The 18,840-nt window shown below is 70.2% G+C and carries 15 protein-coding genes; 9 read left to right on the top strand and 6 right to left on the bottom strand.

Annotated elements, in window-relative coordinates:
* The 6 genes from ACQPXM_RS17315 (at window position 1) to ACQPXM_RS17340 (ending at window position 4,904) form a co-directional block, all read left to right on the top strand.
* Window positions 1-678 carry a hypothetical protein gene (locus ACQPXM_RS17315; protein ID WP_432949762.1) on the top strand — a complete coding sequence of 226 codons (678 nt, stop codon included), beginning with the start codon at window positions 1-3 and terminating at the stop codon, window positions 676-678.
* A gap of 87 nt (window positions 679-765) precedes the next feature.
* The gene (locus tag ACQPXM_RS17320; protein WP_432949764.1) at window positions 766-1,524 is read left to right on the top strand and encodes a RodZ domain-containing protein; all 759 of its coding nucleotides are present in this window, start codon (window positions 766-768) and stop codon (window positions 1,522-1,524) included.
* A 117-nt stretch (window positions 1,525-1,641) separates the two neighbouring features.
* A complete protein-coding gene (rimO, locus tag ACQPXM_RS17325; RefSeq protein WP_432949766.1) occupies window positions 1,642-3,279 on the top strand; it encodes a 30S ribosomal protein S12 methylthiotransferase RimO in 1,638 nt (545 codons plus the stop codon).
* Window positions 3,276-3,899, top strand: a complete 624-nt coding sequence (gene pgsA / locus ACQPXM_RS17330; RefSeq protein ID WP_432949768.1) for a CDP-diacylglycerol--glycerol-3-phosphate 3-phosphatidyltransferase — start codon at window positions 3,276-3,278, stop codon at window positions 3,897-3,899. Before rimO ends, pgsA begins: the two co-directional genes overlap by 4 nt.
* Window positions 3,896-4,456, top strand: coding sequence for a CinA family protein (locus tag ACQPXM_RS17335; protein ID WP_432949770.1), 561 nt, complete (start codon window positions 3,896-3,898; stop codon window positions 4,454-4,456). The genes pgsA and ACQPXM_RS17335 overlap by 4 nt, the downstream gene beginning before the upstream one ends.
* A gap of 163 nt (window positions 4,457-4,619) precedes the next feature.
* Window positions 4,620-4,904: a helix-turn-helix domain-containing protein gene (locus ACQPXM_RS17340; protein ID WP_077016704.1), complete on the top strand. Its 285-nt coding sequence runs from the start codon at window positions 4,620-4,622 to the stop codon at window positions 4,902-4,904.
* Window positions 4,905-4,948: 44 nt separating this feature from the next.
* Here ACQPXM_RS17340 and ACQPXM_RS17345 read toward each other — a convergent pair whose 3' ends face one another.
* The 3 genes from ACQPXM_RS17345 to ACQPXM_RS17355 all read right to left on the bottom strand — a co-directional run bounded on the left by ACQPXM_RS17345 (window position 4,949) and on the right by ACQPXM_RS17355 (window position 10,916).
* Window positions 4,949-5,461, bottom strand: a complete 513-nt coding sequence (locus tag ACQPXM_RS17345) for a DUF4262 domain-containing protein (RefSeq protein ID WP_432949772.1) — start codon at window positions 5,459-5,461, stop codon at window positions 4,949-4,951.
* A gap of 87 nt (window positions 5,462-5,548) precedes the next feature.
* Window positions 5,549-6,334 (bottom strand): Fpg/Nei family DNA glycosylase, encoded by a 786-nt coding sequence (locus ACQPXM_RS17350; protein WP_432949774.1) that lies wholly within the window; start codon window positions 6,332-6,334, stop codon window positions 5,549-5,551.
* A gap of 10 nt (window positions 6,335-6,344) precedes the next feature.
* Window positions 6,345-10,916, bottom strand: coding sequence for an ATP-dependent helicase (locus tag ACQPXM_RS17355; RefSeq protein ID WP_432949776.1), 4,572 nt, complete (start codon window positions 10,914-10,916; stop codon window positions 6,345-6,347).
* 91 nt (window positions 10,917-11,007) lie between these two features.
* On the opposite strand from ACQPXM_RS17355, the gene ACQPXM_RS17360 reads away from it, so the two are divergent.
* Both ACQPXM_RS17360 and ACQPXM_RS17365 read left to right on the top strand, forming a co-directional pair.
* The gene (locus tag ACQPXM_RS17360; RefSeq protein ID WP_432949778.1) at window positions 11,008-12,096 is read left to right on the top strand and encodes an LppM family (lipo)protein; all 1,089 of its coding nucleotides are present in this window, start codon (window positions 11,008-11,010) and stop codon (window positions 12,094-12,096) included.
* Window positions 12,093-12,287, top strand: coding sequence for a DUF3046 domain-containing protein (locus tag ACQPXM_RS17365; protein ID WP_077016700.1), 195 nt, complete (start codon window positions 12,093-12,095; stop codon window positions 12,285-12,287). Before ACQPXM_RS17360 ends, ACQPXM_RS17365 begins: the two co-directional genes overlap by 4 nt.
* Window positions 12,288-12,321: 34 nt before the next feature.
* Here the strand turns inward: ACQPXM_RS17365 and ACQPXM_RS17370 are convergent, their stop codons facing one another.
* The 3 genes from ACQPXM_RS17370 to ACQPXM_RS17380 form a co-directional block, all read right to left on the bottom strand.
* The gene (locus ACQPXM_RS17370) at window positions 12,322-14,448 is read right to left on the bottom strand and encodes an MMPL family transporter (protein WP_432949781.1); all 2,127 of its coding nucleotides are present in this window, start codon (window positions 14,446-14,448) and stop codon (window positions 12,322-12,324) included.
* Between the two features lie 133 nt (window positions 14,449-14,581).
* Window positions 14,582-15,148: a GrpB family protein gene (locus ACQPXM_RS17375; protein ID WP_432949783.1), complete on the bottom strand. Its 567-nt coding sequence runs from the start codon at window positions 15,146-15,148 to the stop codon at window positions 14,582-14,584.
* A gap of 78 nt (window positions 15,149-15,226) precedes the next feature.
* The gene (locus tag ACQPXM_RS17380) at window positions 15,227-16,018 is read right to left on the bottom strand and encodes a hypothetical protein (protein ID WP_432949785.1); all 792 of its coding nucleotides are present in this window, start codon (window positions 16,016-16,018) and stop codon (window positions 15,227-15,229) included.
* A 243-nt stretch (window positions 16,019-16,261) separates the two neighbouring features.
* Here ACQPXM_RS17380 and recA point away from each other — a divergent pair, with 243 nt between their 5' ends.
* On the top strand, window positions 16,262-17,332 hold the full coding sequence (recA, locus tag ACQPXM_RS17385) for a recombinase RecA (RefSeq protein WP_077016697.1): 1,071 nt from the start codon (window positions 16,262-16,264) through the stop codon (window positions 17,330-17,332).
* Window positions 17,333-18,840: the final 1,508 nt, after the last annotated feature.

Here is an 18,840-nt window from a genome sequence, read left to right on the forward strand (position 1 = left end):
GTGACGGCCCATACCACCATGCCCCGCGGCCAGTTCGAGCCCGGACGCTTCGAGTCGACCGAGCACGACACCAACCGCCGTGACGCCGGTCCCGGCCACCCCGCCGGTTCGTACGAGGCGGCGCAGTTCGACCCCGCCGAGTACGACGGCGACCCGGGCGAGCTGGCCAACGAGTTCACCGTGCGGGCGTCGCAAGAGGTGCACGGCGGCCTCGCCGTCGGCGCCGCGCTGGTGGCCGTCGGGTTCGCGGTCTCCGCGTCGACCTCGCCGACCGGTGTGCTGCGCTGGATCGCGGCGGCCGCGTTCGCCGCGCTCGCGGTGATCTGCGCCCGCGCGCTGACGGTCGGGGACATGCTGGTCGCCGACCGCGTCGGCATCCGGCTGCGGATCGGCGACGAGTGGATCGGCACCCGCTGGGACGAGATCGAGGAAGTCACTGTCCTGCGCCGCCGGCACCCGCTCGACGACGGCCGGATCGCGGTGCACCTGCTCGACCCCGGACCGGTCCTGGCCGCGATGCCGGCCGCGACGCGCAGGACCACCGACGCGAATCGACGCCTCACCGGGACCTCTCTCGCGGTACCGTTCGGATTGACGGCGCGACCGTCGAACGGGGAAGTGGTTCAGGCGCTGCACTTGCTGGCGGACGCGAGATGTCCGGTCAGGGAACAGTTCTGACGCTGCCGTGACCCCGTCAGGCCAACGCCGTTGAGTTGGTGTCGGCGGATCGGTGCAGTACTCGGGCGGTGGAGAGGCGGTGGGGGCGTGACCATCGGCAGCGAGCTCACGGCGGCCCGCGAACGGGCGGGCCTGTCGGTCGAGCAGCTGAGCGCCGCGACCCGGATCAGAACAGGTCTGCTGGTCGCGATGGAGGCCGACGACTTCTCCCGGTGCGGCGGCAACTTCTACGCGCGCGGTCACATCCGCTCGATCGCCCGGGTCGTCAAGGCCGACCCGGCGCCGCTGCTGGCCTCGTTCGACGAGGCCTATCCGCCCACCGAGCCCGATCGGGCCCGTCGTGACGAACGCATCGAGCCCCGCAAACCCCGCCTGCACCCGGTCCGCCCGCGGTGGGCGGTCGTGGTCGGCGCGATCCTGGTCGGATTGATGGGCTGGGGCATGGTGCGCCTGTTCACGTTGCCGAGCGACGTCGAGGCCAACGCCTCCCGCACCGCCAGCCCGACACCGGCCGTCACCACGCCCGCCGCCAAACCCACGCCCGCCACGCCGCCGTCCCCGAAGCCCAGGCCTCCCGCGAAGCCGGCCCCAGCCGCCAAGGTGGTCGTGGTCCTCAAGGCCAGCGGCGAAGGCTCGTACGTCACCTTGCGCAACTACTACGGCGAGAAGCTCTTCCAGGGCCTGCTCGGCACCGGCTCCACGCAGACCGTGACGTATCCCGGCTCGATCAGGGTCTCCGTGGGCTCGCTGGAGAATCTCGTCATCACGATCAACGGCCAGAAGGTCGCCCCGAAGTCGGAACGCTTCATGATCACTCCCACCGGCGCGATCCAGAAGGCGCCGTAGACCGAGGATTCGGCCTGTCCCCGGTGCGGGTGAGCCTGGGCATCTAGCACCTGTCTCGGGGGTAGGCCGAGGTGGTTGGTTATGGGCGCGGGGGTGCCAGCAGTCATACTCGGGGTGATGACTACGAACCCCACGACTGTCGCCCTGGTCACGCTGGGCTGTGCACGCAACGATGTGGACTCCGAGGAACTGGCCGGCCGACTCGAGGCCGGTGGCTTCCGGCTGGTGGAGGATGCCTCCGAGGCGGACACCGTGGTGGTGAACACCTGCGGATTCGTCGAGGCCGCGAAGAAGGACTCGGTCGACACGCTGCTCGCCGCCTCCGACTACAAGGACTCCGGCCGCACGCAGGCCGTCGTCGCGGTCGGTTGCCTGGCCGAGCGGTACGGCGAGCAGCTGGCCGACGCGTTGCCCGAGACCGACGCCGTGCTCGGCTTCGACGACTACGCGGACATCTCCGACAAGCTGCGGTCGATCCTGTCCGGCACCAAGCACCAGTCGCACGTACCGCGCGACCGTCGCAAGCTGCTGCCCCTCGCACCGGCCGACCGCGCCAGCGTCCACGACGTTGCGGTGCCAGGCCACGGCGACGTAGCAGTGAACGGCTCTCACATTCCCACCTCGCTGAAGCCGGTGAACGGCAGCACCACGGACGCAGCGGCGGACGTCGACGGGCTGACGTCCGGCGCCACCGCCGAGCTGAAGGGTCGCGCGGTCAAGCCGTCCGAGCGGTCGGAACTGACCATCGACGCGCCGGACCTGATGAGCGCCCCGGCCAGCGGACCGCGCGTAATGCGGCGGCGCTTGGACGGTGGCCCGATGGCGCCGCTGAAGCTGGCGTCGGGCTGCGACCGGCGTTGCGCGTTCTGCGCGATCCCCGCCTTCCGGGGCGCGTTCGTGTCGCGGCGCCCGACCGAGGTGCTCGGCGAGGCCCACTGGCTCGCCGAGAACGGCGTGCGCGAGGTCTTCCTGGTGTCGGAGAACTCGACGTCGTACGGCAAGGATCTGGGCGATCTGCGGCTGCTCGAGACGCTGGTCGGCGAGATCGCGGCGGTGCCGGGGCTGACCCGGGTCCGGGTCTCGTACCTGCAGCCGGCCGAGATGCGCCCGACGCTGATCAGCGCCATGGCCTCGACGCCCGGAGTCGTGCCGTACTTCGACCTGTCGTTCCAGCACGCGTCCGGCCCGTTGCTGCGCCGGATGCGCCGGTTCGGCGATGCGGAGCGGTTCCTCGAACTGATCGAGTCGGTTCGGGCCCAGGCGCCGACCGCGGGAATCCGGAGCAATGTGATCGTCGGTTTCCCGGGGGAGACCGAGGAAGATGTGGACATTCTCTGCGACTTCCTTTCCCGCGCCGGGCTCGACGCGATCGGGGTGTTCGGGTACTCCGACGAGGACGGCACCGAAGCCGAGACCTACGACGGCAAGCTGGACGAGGACACGATCGCGGCCCGGCTCGACCGGGTCACCCGGCTGGCCGAAGAGCTGACGTCGGCCCGCGCCGAGGCGCGGATCGGTGAGACGGTCGAGGTCCTGGTCGAATCGATCGACGGCGACAGTGCCGAAGGCCGCGCCGCCCACCAGGGCCCTGAGGTCGACGGCTCCACGACGCTGACCGGTCTGCCCACCGGTTTGGCGGTCGGAGATCTTGTCGCTGCCACCGTGATGGCGAGCGAGGGAGTAGACCTCGTCGCGCAGTACGCCGCGCACGTGCAACCCCAGGAAGTCGCCCGGGCAGCTAACCTGACGGCGTGACGATCCCGCCGACGAATCCGGTGCCGCGCGCGGCCGCCGGTCCGCTCAGCGCTCCGAGCGCCTGGAACGTGGCGAACGCGCTGACGGTACTGCGGCTCGCTCTGGTGCCGTTGTTCGTCTGGTTGCTGCTGCGCGATGCGGGGGCCGACGACGGGAACCGGCTGCTCGCGACGGCCGCCTTCGTGGTCGCGATCGTCACCGACCGGTTCGACGGCGACATCGCGCGCCGCTGGAACATGGTCACGAACTTCGGCAAGATCGCCGACCCGATCGCGGACAAGGCGCTCACCGGGGCTGCCTTCATCGGGCTGTCCCTGCTCGGCGACCTGCCGTGGTGGGTCACCATCGTGGTGATGGTCCGCGAGTGGGGGGTGACCGCGCTCCGGTTCTGGGTGATCCGGCACGGCGTGATGCCGGCCAGCCGCGGCGGCAAGCTGAAGACGGTGCTGCAGGCGATCGCACTCGGTCTCTACCTCCTTCCCTGGCACTCGGTGGCCGTCCTGCACTGGACCGCCGTGGGGTTCATGGCCGCGGCCGTCCTCGTGACGATCGCAACCGGTCTCGACTACGTGGGTCGCGCGCTCCGTCTGCGCGCAGCCGCCAAACGTCCCCTTCCATGACTCGGTCCGACACGCCCGCGCCGCACGATGGCGCGAATCCGCCGATCGCCGACGCCGCCGGTCGAGACCACCGCGGCCTGGACGACGCCCTCGCGCGCTTCGTGGAACTGCTGAAACAGCGGGAAGCCACCGTCGCCACCGCCGAGTCGCTGACGGGAGGCCTGGTCGGCTCGACGCTGACCGACGTGCCGGGAATCTCGGCCGTCTACCGCGGCGGCGTGATCGTCTACGCCACCGACTTGAAGGCGACCCTGGCCGGCGTTCCCAAGGATCTGCTGGCCGCTGTCGGTCCTGTGCACGCCGACACGGCCTCGGCCTTGGCGGTGGGCGTCCGGGAGCGGCTGGGGGCCGTCTACGGCCTCGCCACGACCGGTGTGGCCGGACCGGATCCGCAGGCCGGGATCCAGGCCGGCACGGTGTACGTCGCTGCCGCCGGTCCGGGCACGGTGCTGGTCCGCAAGCTGTCGCTGAGGGGGGATCGAAGTGCCGTGCGCTGGGGGAGTGTCGAGGCGGTCCTGCGGCTCGGAGCAGAGTTGATGGCGGAAGATTCACAGTGATCGGGGTGTTGAGACCAGCATGGGCACAGGTAGGGCAGACTGGAGCGGCGCACCGAAGCTGGACGTTGCCAGGAGTAGTGACCTTGCAGCGGGTACCGTGGGTTCCGACGGTCGAGCTACGGTGCGAGTAGGTTCGGTCCGACAGGCGGAAGGGAGAAACCTCATGGTGCTGGTTCGTGGCCTGCTGGGCGACGTACTGCGGCGTAAGCGGCTGCGCCAGGGGCGCACTCTGCGCGAGGTGTCCGCCGAGGCCCGGGTGAGCCTGGGCTACCTCTCCGAGGTGGAGCGCGGTCAGAAGGAAGCCTCGAGCGAGCTGCTGGCAGCGATCTGCACGGCCCTCGATGTCCCGCTCTCGATGATCTTCGCCGAGGTGAGCGAGGACCTGGCCCGCGAAGAGGCTCTGGTGCTGGCCCACACGAGGATCGAGCCCGAGGTCGTCGCGGCCTGATCCACAGGCTTCCCGCACTGCCGTTCCGGCGTACACCGGCGCGATCACTGCGCCTCCGTCAGGCGGGCGGTGCGCAATGCCTCGTACGTCGAGACGCGGTACGACGTGAATCGAGCAGGCGGCGCCGTGCCGGACGGCGTCGGTGTCTCCGGGCTGCCCGAGCGGAAAAGCAGCAGCGCCGGGATCGGTGCGTCACCCTCCCGGCGGAACAACTCGTTCGCCGTCGCCAGGTGCCGCCTGGGGTTCGGGTAGGAGATCAGCCCGAACTGCTCCGGTCCGGCGTAGAGGTCGGTCAGCTCGGCGCAGGAGTCGAAACGTTCTCCGCTCTCGACGGCCAGCGCCAGCGGCTCCAGGAGCATGAAACCCTCCAGTGCATCGCAACCGAACACCACGAACTCGGGATGCCCGCGCAGGCACAGGCCGACCGTCGACGTGATCGCCGGCCTTCGGCCGTCCGGCGAAGCGACGTGCTCGACAACCCACCCATGCGATCGGATCAGCCTCAGCACCCTGACGGCGTACTCCGCGCTCGGCGGCTCTCGGCGGATGTCGGACATGACCTTCTCCTCTCCGAGTCGAACAGGTGTTCGATCTCGTCAAAGAAGGTATCCGTTCCCGACCCCTGCAATTGGGTTGTCCACAGCTCAGTTCTCGGGTTGGCAGCGCGGGCACCAGAAGGTGACCCGGTCCTGCGGCGGTTCGCCGATCTGGGCGGTCTGGATCGTCGTGCCGCACCGCAGACACGGCTTGCCGCGCCGCTCGAACACCCAGGTCCGCCGGCCCGGCCGGTCCACGCCGGTGGTGACCTGCGAACCGTGCCGCAGGTTCGCCTTCATCAGCCGCCGGCTGAGGTCCACCGCGGCCTCGAGATCGACCGTCGCGACCCGTCGCCAGGGATACAGCCCCAGCAGGAAACAGACCTCGTTGCGGTAGAGATTCCCAATACCGGCGAGATTGCGTTGATCGAGCAGCGCCTCGCTGATCGTCCGGTCCGGCTCGGCAGCCAGGTTCGCCAGCGCGAGCGCTCGGTCGAACGACGGCGAGAGCAAATCGGGCCCAAGATGCCCGACCACGGTGTCCTCGGCGTCAGTCGCGACCAGTTCCAGCACCGGCAACCGATAGCCGACAGCGACCCACGAGTCGGTCTCCAGCACCGCCCGCACCTGGTGGTCCGGACCGCCCTTCCACCGCTCGCCAGGCTTGTACAGATGCCAGCTCCCGTCCATCCGGAAGTGGCTGTGGATCGTCATCCCGCCGGACAGCCGCATCAGCAGATGCTTGCCACGCGGCACGACCTCGACCACTGTCCGGCCGCTCAAGTCGGTCGTGGCGAGCGCCGGGACGCGGAAATCGGTCTTGGTCAGCACGTTCCCGGCCAGGGCTTGATCGAGCCGTTTGGTCGCGCGCCAGACGGTGTCTCCCTCGGGCATGCCGGCCGCCTCAGACGCGCAGCCGCAGCCCGCGCGGCGTCGCGTGGAAGCCCGCCTTGGCCAGTGCGTCACCGAAGGCTGTGTGGCGCACCTGTTCGCCGTCCGCAGTCTCCACGCTCAGCTTGCCCAGATGCCCGTCCCTGATCGCGAGGGCCAACGCGTCGACCCCCGGCTGCAGCATGTCGGGATCCTCGGTGAAGCTGAGCACTGTTCGCCCGCCGCGCTCGACGTACACGATGAGTTTGCCGTCGACGAGCACGACCAGCGCGCCGGCCTTCCGTCCCGGTCGATGTCCGCCGGCGTTCTCCCGCTCAGGCCATGGCAGTGCTGCCCCGTACGGATTCGCAGGATCCGAAGCAGCCAGTACGACGGCGCGCGCGGCCTGCTCTTCCTGTTGCCGCGCCACGCCCCCGTCGGCCATCGCCCGCAACCGGTCGACCGCCCCCGGAAGCGCGAATTGCGCCGCTCCTAGCCCGGCCACGAAGTACCCGCGGCGACACCGGCCGGACTCCTCGAAGGCGCTCAGAACCTTGTAGACCGCCGCGAACCCACCCGGAGTTCGCTCGGTGATCACCGAGCCCCGCGTGACGATCCCGTAGCGATCCAGCAGGGTCTCCGCCGCGGCATGCGCCCGGCGCGTCGCGTCCTCACTCCGCTCCGGCAGCAACGACCATCGCCCACCGGCGGTCGGCGGACCGCTGCGTGAGGGCATCGCCGGTCGTCCCGGTCTCGGCGCTCGCCCAGGCCGTGCCCGCGGTGCAGCCCGTTTCGTCCGGTGGCTTCCGCGACCACCTCCGACCAGGGAACGCACCGGAGCGAGCGTGTCGTTGGTCAGCTGCCCAGCCCAGACGAGATCCCAGAGCACCCCGACGAGCGTTTCGTCGTCGACCACACCGGCCGCCGCACCCACCGCGTCACTGAGCTGCCGGAAGAAGAACGCGCCGCCTCCGGACAAGGCATCCAGCACTGCTTGATGCGTCTCACCGATCTCGAACGCAGGATCGACGTCCGGCAGCGTGAGGTCGCAGTTGTCCGCGAGATGCAGCGAGACCCACCCGTCCGTCCCCGGCAGCGAACCGGCTCCGGCCCAGATCACCTCACCCGTCGCGGTCAGCTCGTCCAGCATGGAGGGCTGGTACCCCGGTACGCGGGCCGGAAGCACGATCGACTCGAGCGCCGAAGCCGGCACGGCACATCCCGCCAGCTGCTCGATCGCGCCGAGCAGTACGTCGTACCCTCTGCCGCGGCTGCTCGTGATCCCTTGCCAGGCAGGCAGGAAGCGGGCCAGCGCAGCCGGCTCGACCGGCTCGACCTCCTTGCGCAGCGCGGCCAGTGACCGACGCCGGAGCAACCGAAGGATCTCGCTGTCGCACCACTCCATCGCGATGCCGCCGGGCAGGAACTCGCCCTCGACCACGCGGCCGGCCGCACCGAGCCGTCGCAGCGCATCGGTCACCACCGCGACGCCGATGCCGAGATGAGTCGCCAGATCCACAGCGCGGAATGGCCCGTGGGTCCGCGCGTAGCGCGACACCAGATCGCCCAGCGGATCCGCGACGGGCTCGGCATGCGCTTCGGCGATCCCCGGCGGCAGCGGTACGCCGAGCGCGTCACGCAGCCGGGCGACGTCCTCGACGACAGCCCACCGGTGTTCACCCGCGACGCGAACCCGGACCACCCGGCGAGCCGCGGCCAAGTCCGTCAGCCAGGCCTCCGCGTCGGATCCGTCCACACAGCGTTGCGAGGCTTCGTGCAGCGACAGCGGCCCAACCAACCGCAGCACGTCGAACAGCCCCTCGGCGTCGCGCGCGCGGCGGTCCTCCGCCAGCCGCTGCAGCTCGGCCTCGGTCCGCAGTACGACTTCGGCGTCGAGCAGCTCCCGCAACTCGGTCCGCCCGAGCAGCTCAGCCAGCAGGCTCTGGTCGAGGGCCAGCGCCGCCGCGCGCTTTTCCGCTAGCGGCGCGTCGCCCTCGTACATGAAGGCGCCGACGTAGCCGAAGAGCAGCGACTTCGCGAACGGCGACGCCTCCGGAGTCTCCACCTCGACCACGGAGATCCGCCGCTCACCGATCCCGGTCAGCAAGTCCTTCAGCGCGTTCAGGTCGTAGACGTCCTGTAGCACCTCGCGCAGCGTCTCCAGCACGATCGGGAACGACCCGTACTTGCTGGCCACACTGAGCAGCTGCGCGGATCGCTGCCGCTGCTGCCACAACGGCGAACGCCGTCCTGGATTCCGCCGGGGGAGCAGCAGAGCCCGCGCGGCACACTCCCGGAAGCGCGCCGCGAACAGGGCGGATCCGCCGACCTCGGCAGTCACCAGATCCTCGATCTCGGCCGGATCGAACAGCACCAGCTCCGCGCCCGGCGGCGGCTCGTCGGTCTCTGGCAGCCGCAACACGATCCCGTCGTCGCCCGAGACCGACTGGGCGTCCATCCCGTACCGCTCGCGCAGCCGCGCGGCGATCGCCAGCGCCCACGGGCCGTGCACCTGACCGCCGTACGGCGAATGGATGCAGACCCGCCAGTCGCCCAGCTCGTCGCGGAAGCGCTCGACGACAATCGTCACGTCGTCCGGCACCCGGCTGGTCGCGTCGCGCTGCTCGCCGAGGTAGGCGACCAGGTTGTTCGCCGCGTACTCGTCGAGGCCGGCGTCGCGGGCGCGCTTGATCGCCTTGGCCGGCGGTAGCGAAGCCATCGTCCGGACGAAGGCGCCGGTCGCCGCTCCGAGCTCGGCCGGCCGTCCGACCGCGTCGCCCTTCCAGAACGGCAGCCGCCCGGGCTGACCGGGCGCCGGCGAGACGAGCACCCGGTCGTGAGTGATGTCCTCGATCCGCCAGCTGGACGCGCCGAGCGTGAACACGTCGCCCACCCGCGACTCGTAGACCATCTCCTCGTCCAGCTCACCGACGCGGTGATTGGTCGACTCGCCGACCAGGAAGACCCCGAACAGCCCGCGGTCCGGAATCGTCCCGCCGCTGGTCACCGCGAGCCGCTGGGCCCCCGGCCGGCCGGAGATCTCACCGCTGACCCGGTCGAAGACGATCCGCGGTCGCAGCTCGGCGAACTCGTCCGAGGGGTAGCGCCCCGACAACATGTCCAGCACCCCGTCGTACGCCGAACGCGGCAGCGTGGCGAACGGCGCACACCGGCGGACCAGCGCGTACAGCTCGTCGACGTCAACGGTGTCGAGGGCAACGATCGAGACGATCTGCTGGGCGAGCACGTCGAGCGGATTGGCCGGGATGTGCAGGCTCTCGATCAGCCCGTCGCGCATCCGCTGGACCACCACGGCGGTGTCGACCAGGTCGCCGCGGAACTTCGGGAACAGCACCCCGCGGGACGTCGCCCCGACCTGGTGACCGGCCCGTCCGACTCGCTGCAACCCGCTGGCGACCGACGGCGGCGCCTCCACCTGGATCACCAGGTCGACCGCGCCCATGTCGATGCCGAGCTCCAGGCTGCTCGTCGCGACCACGCACGGCAGCCGTCCGGACTTCAGATCGGCCTCGATCAGTGCGCGCTGCTCCTTGCTGACCGATCCGTGGTGCGCCCTGGCGATCAACGGCGGCGCGGCCAACGATGCGCCGGACTGTGCCATCAACTGCGCCGGCGACCCGGCGTCCGGCAACTCCAGCTCGGCTCGCTCGGCGGCGATCTCGTTGAGCCGGGCGGTGAGCCGCTCGGCCAGGCGGCGTGAGTTGGAGAAGACGATCGTCGAGCTGTGCTCCGAGATCAGATCGAAGACGTGCTCCTCGACATGCGGCCAGATCGACGCGTGCCGGGGCGGACCCGCCGCCGATCCGGACGTCTCGATCTCGGTGGTCGCCAGCTCGGCCATGTCCTCGACCGGTACGACGACGCTCAGGTCCCACTGCTTGGTGAACTTCGGCTGCACCACCGTCACCGGCCGCTCGCCGCCGAGGAACCGGGCGACCTCCTCGACCGGCCGGACTGTGGCCGACAGCCCGATCCGCTGAGCCGGCTTGGGTAGCAGCGCGTCCAGCCGCTCCAGCGTGAGCGCCATGTGCGCGCCGCGCTTCGTGCCGGCGACCGCGTGCACCTCGTCGATGATGACCGTCTCGACGCCCCGCAGCGACTCCCGAGCCTGCGACGTGAGCAGCAGGAACAAGGACTCCGGCGTCGTGATCAGTACGTCGGCCGGCTTGGTCGCGAACTTGCGACGCTCGCTGGCCGGGGTGTCGCCGGAGCGGACCGCGACCTCGACGTCGATCGGCGCCTCACCTAGCCGGCGGGCGGTCTCCCGGATACCGATCAAGGGGGCGCGCAGGTTGCGCTCGACGTCGACCGCGAGCGCCTTGAGCGGTGAGACGTAGAGCACTCGGCAGCGCTGTTTCGGGTCGTTCGGCGGCGGAGTGGTGGCCAGGCGGTCCAGCGCCCACAGGAAGGCGGCCAGCGTCTTGCCCGAACCGGTGGGCGCGACCACCAGCGCGTCCCGGCCCGCGGTGATCGCGTCCCACGCCTCGAGCTGGGCCGGGGTGGCCGCTTCGAAGACGTCGCCGAACCACGCCCGGGTGGCGGGCGAGAAGCGGCTGAGCGCGGTGGACTTCTGCACGCTGTCCATCTTGCCGGGTCGCTCCGACAGTTTTCGTCCGGCGCGTCACGGACCGGAGCCCGGACGCGTGGTGTCCCCCTGGTCTGGAATGATCTGCGCCATGAAGAACCGCTTGCGCATGGCGCTGGTCGTCGTCGCGTGTCTGGTCGGTCTGACCGGGTGCGTGAAGCTCGACGCCGACTTCAAGGTGAACTCGAACGAGACGGTCTCGGGCAGCATGAAGCTCGGCGTCGACAAGCAGCTGGTCGAGTCCAGCGGCCAGTCGCTGGACGCCATCCGCAAGCAGATCGACACCGGGATCACGAAGACCGAGACCGAAGGTGTCAGCTGCAAGCCGTTCGAAGACGACAAGTACGTCGGGTCGGAGTGCTCGTTCGACAGCGTGTCGTTCGCCGACATGGGCACCTCCACGACCAGCGGCGTCGGCTTCCGCAAGGACGGCGACAAGTTCGTCGTCAGCGTCAAGGACAGCAGCCTGAGCCGGGAGCTCCCGGAGAGCGTCCAGCAGCCGGTGATCAACTTCAAGATCACCATGCCGGGCAAGATCCTCGAGCACGACGACGGCGCGCAGATCGACGGCCGCACCGCGACGTACGACAGCCTGGACAAGCTGGGCAAGGTTTCGCTGACCTCGGAGGCCGGCAGTTCGTTCCCGCTCTGGGCGATCATCCTGATCATCGTCCTGGTGCTTCTGGCCGCGGCCGCGGTGGTGTTCTTCGTGCTGCGGAGCCGCAACAAGCAGCAGCCCTATCAGGGCGGCGGCCAGTACGGGCAGTACCCGGGGCAGCCGCAGCCGGGCCAGTGGGGTCCCCAGGGCCCGCAGTACGGCGGTCCGCAGGGTCCTGGTCAGTACGGACAGCAGCCAGGGCAGTACGGACAGCCTGGTCCGCAGGGACCGCAGTACGGGCCGCCCGGTGGTCCGCAGTACCCGGGCCAGCCGCAGTACCCGGGGCAGCCGCAGCAAGGTCAGCCCGGCCAGTGGGGTGGTCAGCAGGGCCCGCCGCAGCAGGGTGGACCGGGCTGGGGCCAGCCCCCGCACCAGCAGCAGCCGCCGCAGCAAGGTGGCTGGGGCCAGCCGCCCCAGCAGGGCCAGCCCCCGCAGCAGGGTCAGCCTCCTCAGCAGGGTCAGCCGCCGCAAGGGCAGCAGCCGGGCTGGGGCCGACCCCCGCAGGATGACGGGCGGGCATGAGGCTCACCGAATTCTGGGACCGGATGGACAATGCGCTCGGCCCGGCGTACTCGCGGACCTGGGCCGAGACGCAGGTGATCAGTGGCCTCGGCGGGCGTACTGTCGCCGAAGCGCTGGCCGAGGGTGAGCACGCCAAGACGGTCTGGCGGGCCGTCTGGGCGCACCTCCAGCTCCCGCCCAACGAACGCTGACGAGCAACCCCCGCACTCTGGCGAGCAGCAGAACCTAGCTGCTCGCCAGAGTCGTTTCCGGCTCGGGCAGCGGCGCCTCCGGCTCGGGGTCACGCCGCTGTGCCAGCTTGCTCGGCCACCACAGGTGCCGGCCGATGTCGAGGTTCAGCGCGGTCACCAGCACCGACCGGACCACGATCGTGTCCAGCAGTACGCCGAGCGCCACCGCGATCCCGATCTCCGCGAACGCCACCAGCGGCAGCGTCGCCAGGACCGCGAACGTGCCGGCCAGCACCAGCCCGGCCGAGGTGATCACCCCACCGGTCGCGGCGACTCCGATCAGCGCGCCACGCCGGGTCCCGTGCTGCTTGGCCTCCTCGTGCACCCGGGTCATCAGGAAGATGTTGTAGTCGATGCCCAGCGCCACCAGGAAGACGAAAACGAACAACGGCAGCGACGAGTCCGCCCCTTCGAATCCGAGCACCTGGGTGAAGATCAGCGAGCTGATCCCGAGCGCGGCCGCGAACGACAGGACGACGGTCGCCACGAGCAGCACGGGAGCCAGCAGCGACCGCAGCAGCACCGCCAGGATCAGCAGGACGACCACCAGTACAGCCGGGATGATGATCTTGTTGTCGCGGTCAGCGGCGCGCTGCGTGTCCAACAGGATCGCCGTACCGCCGCCGACGAGCGCGTCGGCGTTCGGCACCGCGTGGACGGCGGCTCGGGCGCGATCGACGGTGTCCTTCGCGGCCTGGCTGTCGGCCGGAGCTTGCAGCGTCCCCTCGATGTAGGCCAGCCCGTCGGCGGTCCGTGGCTCAGCCACTGCAGCGACGCCCTGGGTCGACTCCAGCGCAGCACTGACGGCGGAGGCCTGGTCGGCATTGCTGACGACAACCAGCGGGTTGCCGGCTCCGGCGGGGAAGTGCGCGGCGACGATGCGCTCGCCGATCACTGAGTCCGGCGTACCGGTGAAGGACTCTTCGTTGGACAACCCGTCCGGGTTCAGCGTCAGCATGCCGAGCGCGGCGGCTCCCAGCAGGACTGTGGTGGTCACCCAGGTCAGCCGGGGCCGGACAGCGATTCGGCGACCGATCCGGCCCCAGATGCTGGTCTCGGTGTGGTCCGCGGAGCCGTAGGTCGGTCGCAACGGCCAGAAGACCCAGCGGCCGCAGATGACGAGCAGTGCCGGCAGCAGGGTCAGCATGGCGAGCAGCGCAACGACGATGCCGACCGCTGCGACCGGACCGAGTCCGCTGGTCGAGTTCATCGATGCCAGCAGCAAGCAGAGCATGCCGGCGACCACAGTGGAGCCGGAGGCAACGATCGCTGGTCCGGACCGGTGCAGGGCGAACGCCATTGCCTCGTGCCGATCCTCATGCCTCCGCAGCTCCTCGCGATAGCGGGCGACCAGCAGCAAGGCGTAGTCCGTCCCAGCGCCGAACACCAGCACAGTGAGGATTCCCGCGCTCTGGGCGTTCACCGTCAGGTCGGCTCTGGACGCCAAGAGGTAGACAACGGCCTGGGACGCGAACAGAGCAGTCCCCGCTGAGATCAGGGGAAGCAGCCAGAGCACCGGGCTGCGGTAGGTGAGCAGCAGGATCACGATGACCACCGCGGCCGCCGAGTAGAGCAGCTTGCCGTCGATCCCTTCGAACGCCTTCTGCGAGTCGGCAGCGGTCCCGCCTGGCCCGGTGACGTGGAAGCTCAGCCCGTCAGGCCGGTCGGCGGCGATCCGTTGCAGATCGGCGACCCGCTCGCCAAGCGTTTCCCAACCACCCGAGCCGGCGTTGATCGGCACGATCACCTGTAGCGCCTGGCCGTCCTCAGAGGGGAGCGGACCGATCACCTCTCGGTCGACGTCCTGCAGTTCGCCGTACGCCGTGACGTGGGCGGCGACTGCTTGCTGATCCGCCGGGGTCAGTCCGGCCGGCCGTTCGTAGACCAGCACCGTCGGGATCTCGTCCGGCGAGCTGAACCGGGCCGTTGCCTGCAGCACCTCCGTGGACTCGGCGTTGCCGGGCAGCCAGGACACCGCGTCGTTGTCCTGTGCGCCGGTCAGCTTGCCGGCCGGGCTGAAGGACACCGCGATCGCGGCGATCCAGAGCACCAGAACGACCCACTTGGACACCTTGCCGCACGGCAACGCCGCGAGCCGGCCGATTCCGCTCACTCCGATCACGCCCCCCGGGGCAACCGCCGGCCCGCCGTCCGCCGGGTCAACGACGACGGCACCCCCGCGATCCAGCGTCCTCGCAACCGCAGGAGGCGTCAACGAGCGCGGAGTAGTACTGCGGTCACGCTCTGCGGGGGAGCTACGGCGTCCAGCCGGTCCGCTCGGCCCACTCCTCGGCCGGCAGGTAGATCAGGTCGCAGACGGGATCCTTCAGATCGGCGTAGTCGCCCACGGTCTCGAACGGCAGGGCCGCCGCTCGCTCCTTGAACGTGCCGTACGCCGCTGCCGTGTCCGGGTGAGCGCGCAGATAGTCGCGGAAGAGCAGCGCGTACCGCTGGTTGGCGTGGCCCTCGACCCGGATGTGGAGGTTGACCCGGCGGCGGTACATCGGTTCGACGACCAGCCGCTTGACCCACTGCAGCTCCTCGGCCGGCAGACCAGGAACCGGATGGTCGCGGCGTGGCGGCCTGAGCTCCCAATCGGCGGCGACGAGCAGCTCCGCGGCGTCGTCGAGCTGGGGTTCGCCGGCGACCGTCGCCTGGATGTCGAGCACGTCCTTGGCCGCCAGACCGGGGACAGCGGTCGAGCCGATGTGGTCGATGCGGGTGACGGTGTCGCCGACGATCCTGCGAATGGTCTCGGCGGTCTTGGCGAACTGCGCCGCCCAGGTGGGGTCCGGCCGGACGATGCTGATCGACGAACTCATGCCCTGATCATCGCAGCGCGGACCGGGCTCGCACAGGTGCAGTTCGTGGCTGCGATCGACGGGCGCTTCGCGGCTGGGTCAGACCGGCTTAACGCGGAACGCGCTGCTGGTCAGCAGGTCGGCAGCGGCGTACGCGGCCTTGCGGATGCCCTTGCGCTCGTCGAAGAAGCCACCGACCAGACCGACGCCCGGGAGCTTGCCGATCGCTCGTGCGCCGAGGCTGCCGCGTGGGCGGTCCTCGAAGACCTCGCCGAGCCCGCCGAACAGCTTGGAGATCCGCCATACGAGCCGGACTCCCTGGCGAAGTCCGCGCTCCTCCGAGTCGTCGCCGAGACCCAGTTGCTTGGCCACGTCCTGGCCGGCCTGCGTCGGGTCGTCGTACCGGAGCACGTCGTCCGGCGTGATCGGCCGGCTGGTCAGGACCCGGGCGATCACCGCCGTACGGTCCGCATGCGCCTCCACGCCGTACTCGCGGCAGACGGCGCCGATCACCATCGCCTGTACGGCGGCGCCGAGGGTGTCCTTGATCGGGAGCGCGTCCGCGGCCGCGCCACTGAGCCGGGGGAGCCCCGCGACCACCGCGGCGAACCCGCCCAGCCGCTCGACCCACCAGTCGCAGCGCTCCGCCAGCGGGAGCGTCGGCCACTCGGTGTGACCGGGCACCTTCATCCGGAGCAGCCGGTCGATGGCCAGGATGAGCGCCTTCTCGGCGAGGTTGGGTTGCTCCTGGGCGGAGTACTCGGTCAGGATGCTGCGGATGCCGAACGGGTCCTGGGTGCGGAGCGCGTCGAGCACCGAATCGATGCCGAACTCGACCCGGCTGAGTGCCAGGATGACGGCGGAATCGGGGACGTCGGGACGGTCGGTCACGTCGGCAAGCGTAGGGGCCGGCGGGTTCTCGACAGTTGTCGGCGTGTCAGTTGGGATTCGAACACGTGTTCGGGTTATTTTGTGCCGTACGGGTTTCGCGGACGAGGCCGGGAGTTGTCCACAGATTCAGGACCGCTCCGGAAATTGTCGGTGGCAACCCATACCTTCTCTGACGACAACGAAATTCCTCCGGGCGGCTGGGTCAGCGGTCCGAAACGACTAGATGGGTCAGGTGGCAGTCAGATGGCTGGTGCAGCAGCGAGTGCGGAGCGGGCCGCGGCGGATCGCGAGAAGGCGCTGGCGACCGCGCTGACGCAGATCGAGCGGCAGTGCGGCAAGGGCTCCGTGATGCGGCTGGGTGAGCAGGGCAGGGCGCCGATCGAGGTCATCCCGACCGGGTCGATCGCGCTCGACGTCGCGCTGGGGATCGGCGGGCTGCCGCGCGGTCGCGTGGTGGAGATCTACGGCCCGGAGTCGTCGGGTAAGACCACCGTCGCGCTGCACGCCGTCGCGAACGCCCAGCGGGCCGGCGGTATCGCCGCCTTCATCGACGCCGAGCACGCTCTCGACCCCGACTACGCCCGCAAGCTCGGGGTGGACACCGACGCCCTGCTGATCTCCCAGCCCGACTCCGGTGAGCAGGCCCTGGAGATCGCCGACATGCTGATCCGCTCCGGCGCGATCGACATCGTCGTGATCGACTCGGTGGCCGCGCTGGTGCCGCGGGCCGAGATCGAGGGCGAGATGGGTGACAGCCACGTCGGTCTGCAGGCCCGGCTGATGAGCCAGGCGCTGCGCAAGATGACCGGTGCGGTCAGCGGGACCAACACCACCGCGATCTTCATCAACCAGCTGCGCGAGAAGATCGGCGTGATGTTCGGCTCCCCGGAGACCACGACCGGTGGTAAGGCGCTGAAGTTCTACGCGTCGGTCCGGCTGGACGTCCGCCGGATCGAGTCGCTGAAGGACGGTACCGACTTCGTCGGCAACCGGACCCGGGTCAAGGTCGTGAAGAACAAGGTGGCCCCGCCGTTCAAGCAGGCCGAGTTCGACATCATCTACGGCCAGGGCATCAGCCGCGAGGGCAGCCTGCTGGACCTCGGCGTCGAGCAGGGCTTCGTCCGCAAGGCCGGCGCCTGGTTCACCTACGAGAGCGACCAGCTCGGCCAGGGCCGGGAGAACGCGCGGAACTTCCTGCGCGACAACCCCGATCTGGCCAACGAGCTGGAGAAGAAGATCAAGGAGAAGATGGGCATCGGCCAGGGCGAGGTCGCTGCCGACACGCCGCCGGTCGAGGTCGATGTCGACTTCTGATCCCCAGTCCGCCACCGGCCTGAGCCAGGCCGAGCGGCTGGCGTTGGCCCGCAAGCTCCTGGCTGACGGGCCAACCGGCTCCACCCTCTGGACCCCCGACGGTGCGGACCGCGACGACGCCGCGGACCGCACCCGGGGGCGGTCCAGCTCTCCCGCCCCGGAGACGTCTGCAAGCGACGCCTCCCGGGCAGAGAATTCCCGGTCCGAGACCTCTCGGGCCACCCGCACGCAGAGCCGCACGTCAGCGGCCTCGAACTCAGCTCGTGCCCGCCGCGGCGCCACGCCCGGCGGACCGCCGCAGTCCGACAACTTGCCTGCAGCAACTACTTCGGCTGGTGAATCACCAAGCGACGCGGCGGAATCGCCGGCAACCGACCTGGTGGACTCGTCTGGTGTTACGCCGCGGGCTCGTGGCGCGAACTTCGCCGGGACCGGAGCGGGGGAGAGCCGCCGCCGATCTGGCAGGACCTCCGCCGCTCGGCGAACCTCTGACGAAGACGACGCCTGGCCGTCGCACGAGGGCCGCTCCGGGGCGGTCTCAGGCATTCGTGCCGTAGCGCCCGAGCTGCTGGATCCGTGGGACGCCCTCGAGGACGAAACGCGCCGCCGCACAGCCGAACGACGCCAGGCCCAGGCCGAAGAGCCGGATCCCTGGGATTCCCTCGAGCTCGGCACGACCGCCCGCCGCGGTGCGGACTCCGACGAGCCCGATCCGTGGGACTCGCTGGACGGTGCTGGTTCGGGCAAAGCCCGTCCGAAGGCCGATGAGCCTGACCCGTGGGACTCGCTCGATGCCAAAGGCGCGAGCTCCACGCGTCGCCGGCGTACGCGCTCATCGGACGACGGGCACGCCGCGGTCGACGACGGCGCGAACAGGCGCGCCGGGGTCGACGACGGCGCGAACAGGCGCGCCGGGGTCGACGACGGCGCGAACAGGCGCGCCGCGGTCGACGACGGCACGACCAGTGCTGCGCGCGCCGCAGACATTCCCGGTGCGGGCGCAGCGGACGATGCAAAAACAAGAGCCGCGAGTTCGGGCGGCATCAAGAGCTCGGCCCGGGCCAAAGGTTCCGGTCGAACCAGCCGGCCGGAGGTGTCGGCGGGTGCTGGGCACGCGCCTGGCTCGGAGCAGGATGCGAGCGGGGGACTGCTACGGGGCTCGGACGAGACCAGAGGGCCGGGACGCGCGCGCAGCGCGGATGGTGTCGGGCGCGCTGGTCGTGCGATGGACTTGGAAGGCTTGCCGGTTGCAGGCGGGGACGCTGGCGCGGGCGACGAGCAGGCGGGTTCGTCGCTGGCCCACGGGGGTGTTGGGAGCGGTTCTCCAGCACGTCGCGGAGGCGCTAAGAACATATCGTCTGCCGATGCCGATGCCGATGCCGATGCCGATGCCGATGCCGATGCCGATGCCGATGCCGATGCCGATGCTGGCGTCCGATCGCCGGTCCGTGGCCGAGGTGTTCGAGATGTTCGAGCACAGGCGGGTTCGTCGGCGAGGGGCGGAGCCG

It is taken from the genome of Kribbella sp. CA-253562, from assembly GCF_050942265.1.
Lineage (GTDB): Bacteria > Actinomycetota > Actinomycetes > Propionibacteriales > Kribbellaceae > Kribbella.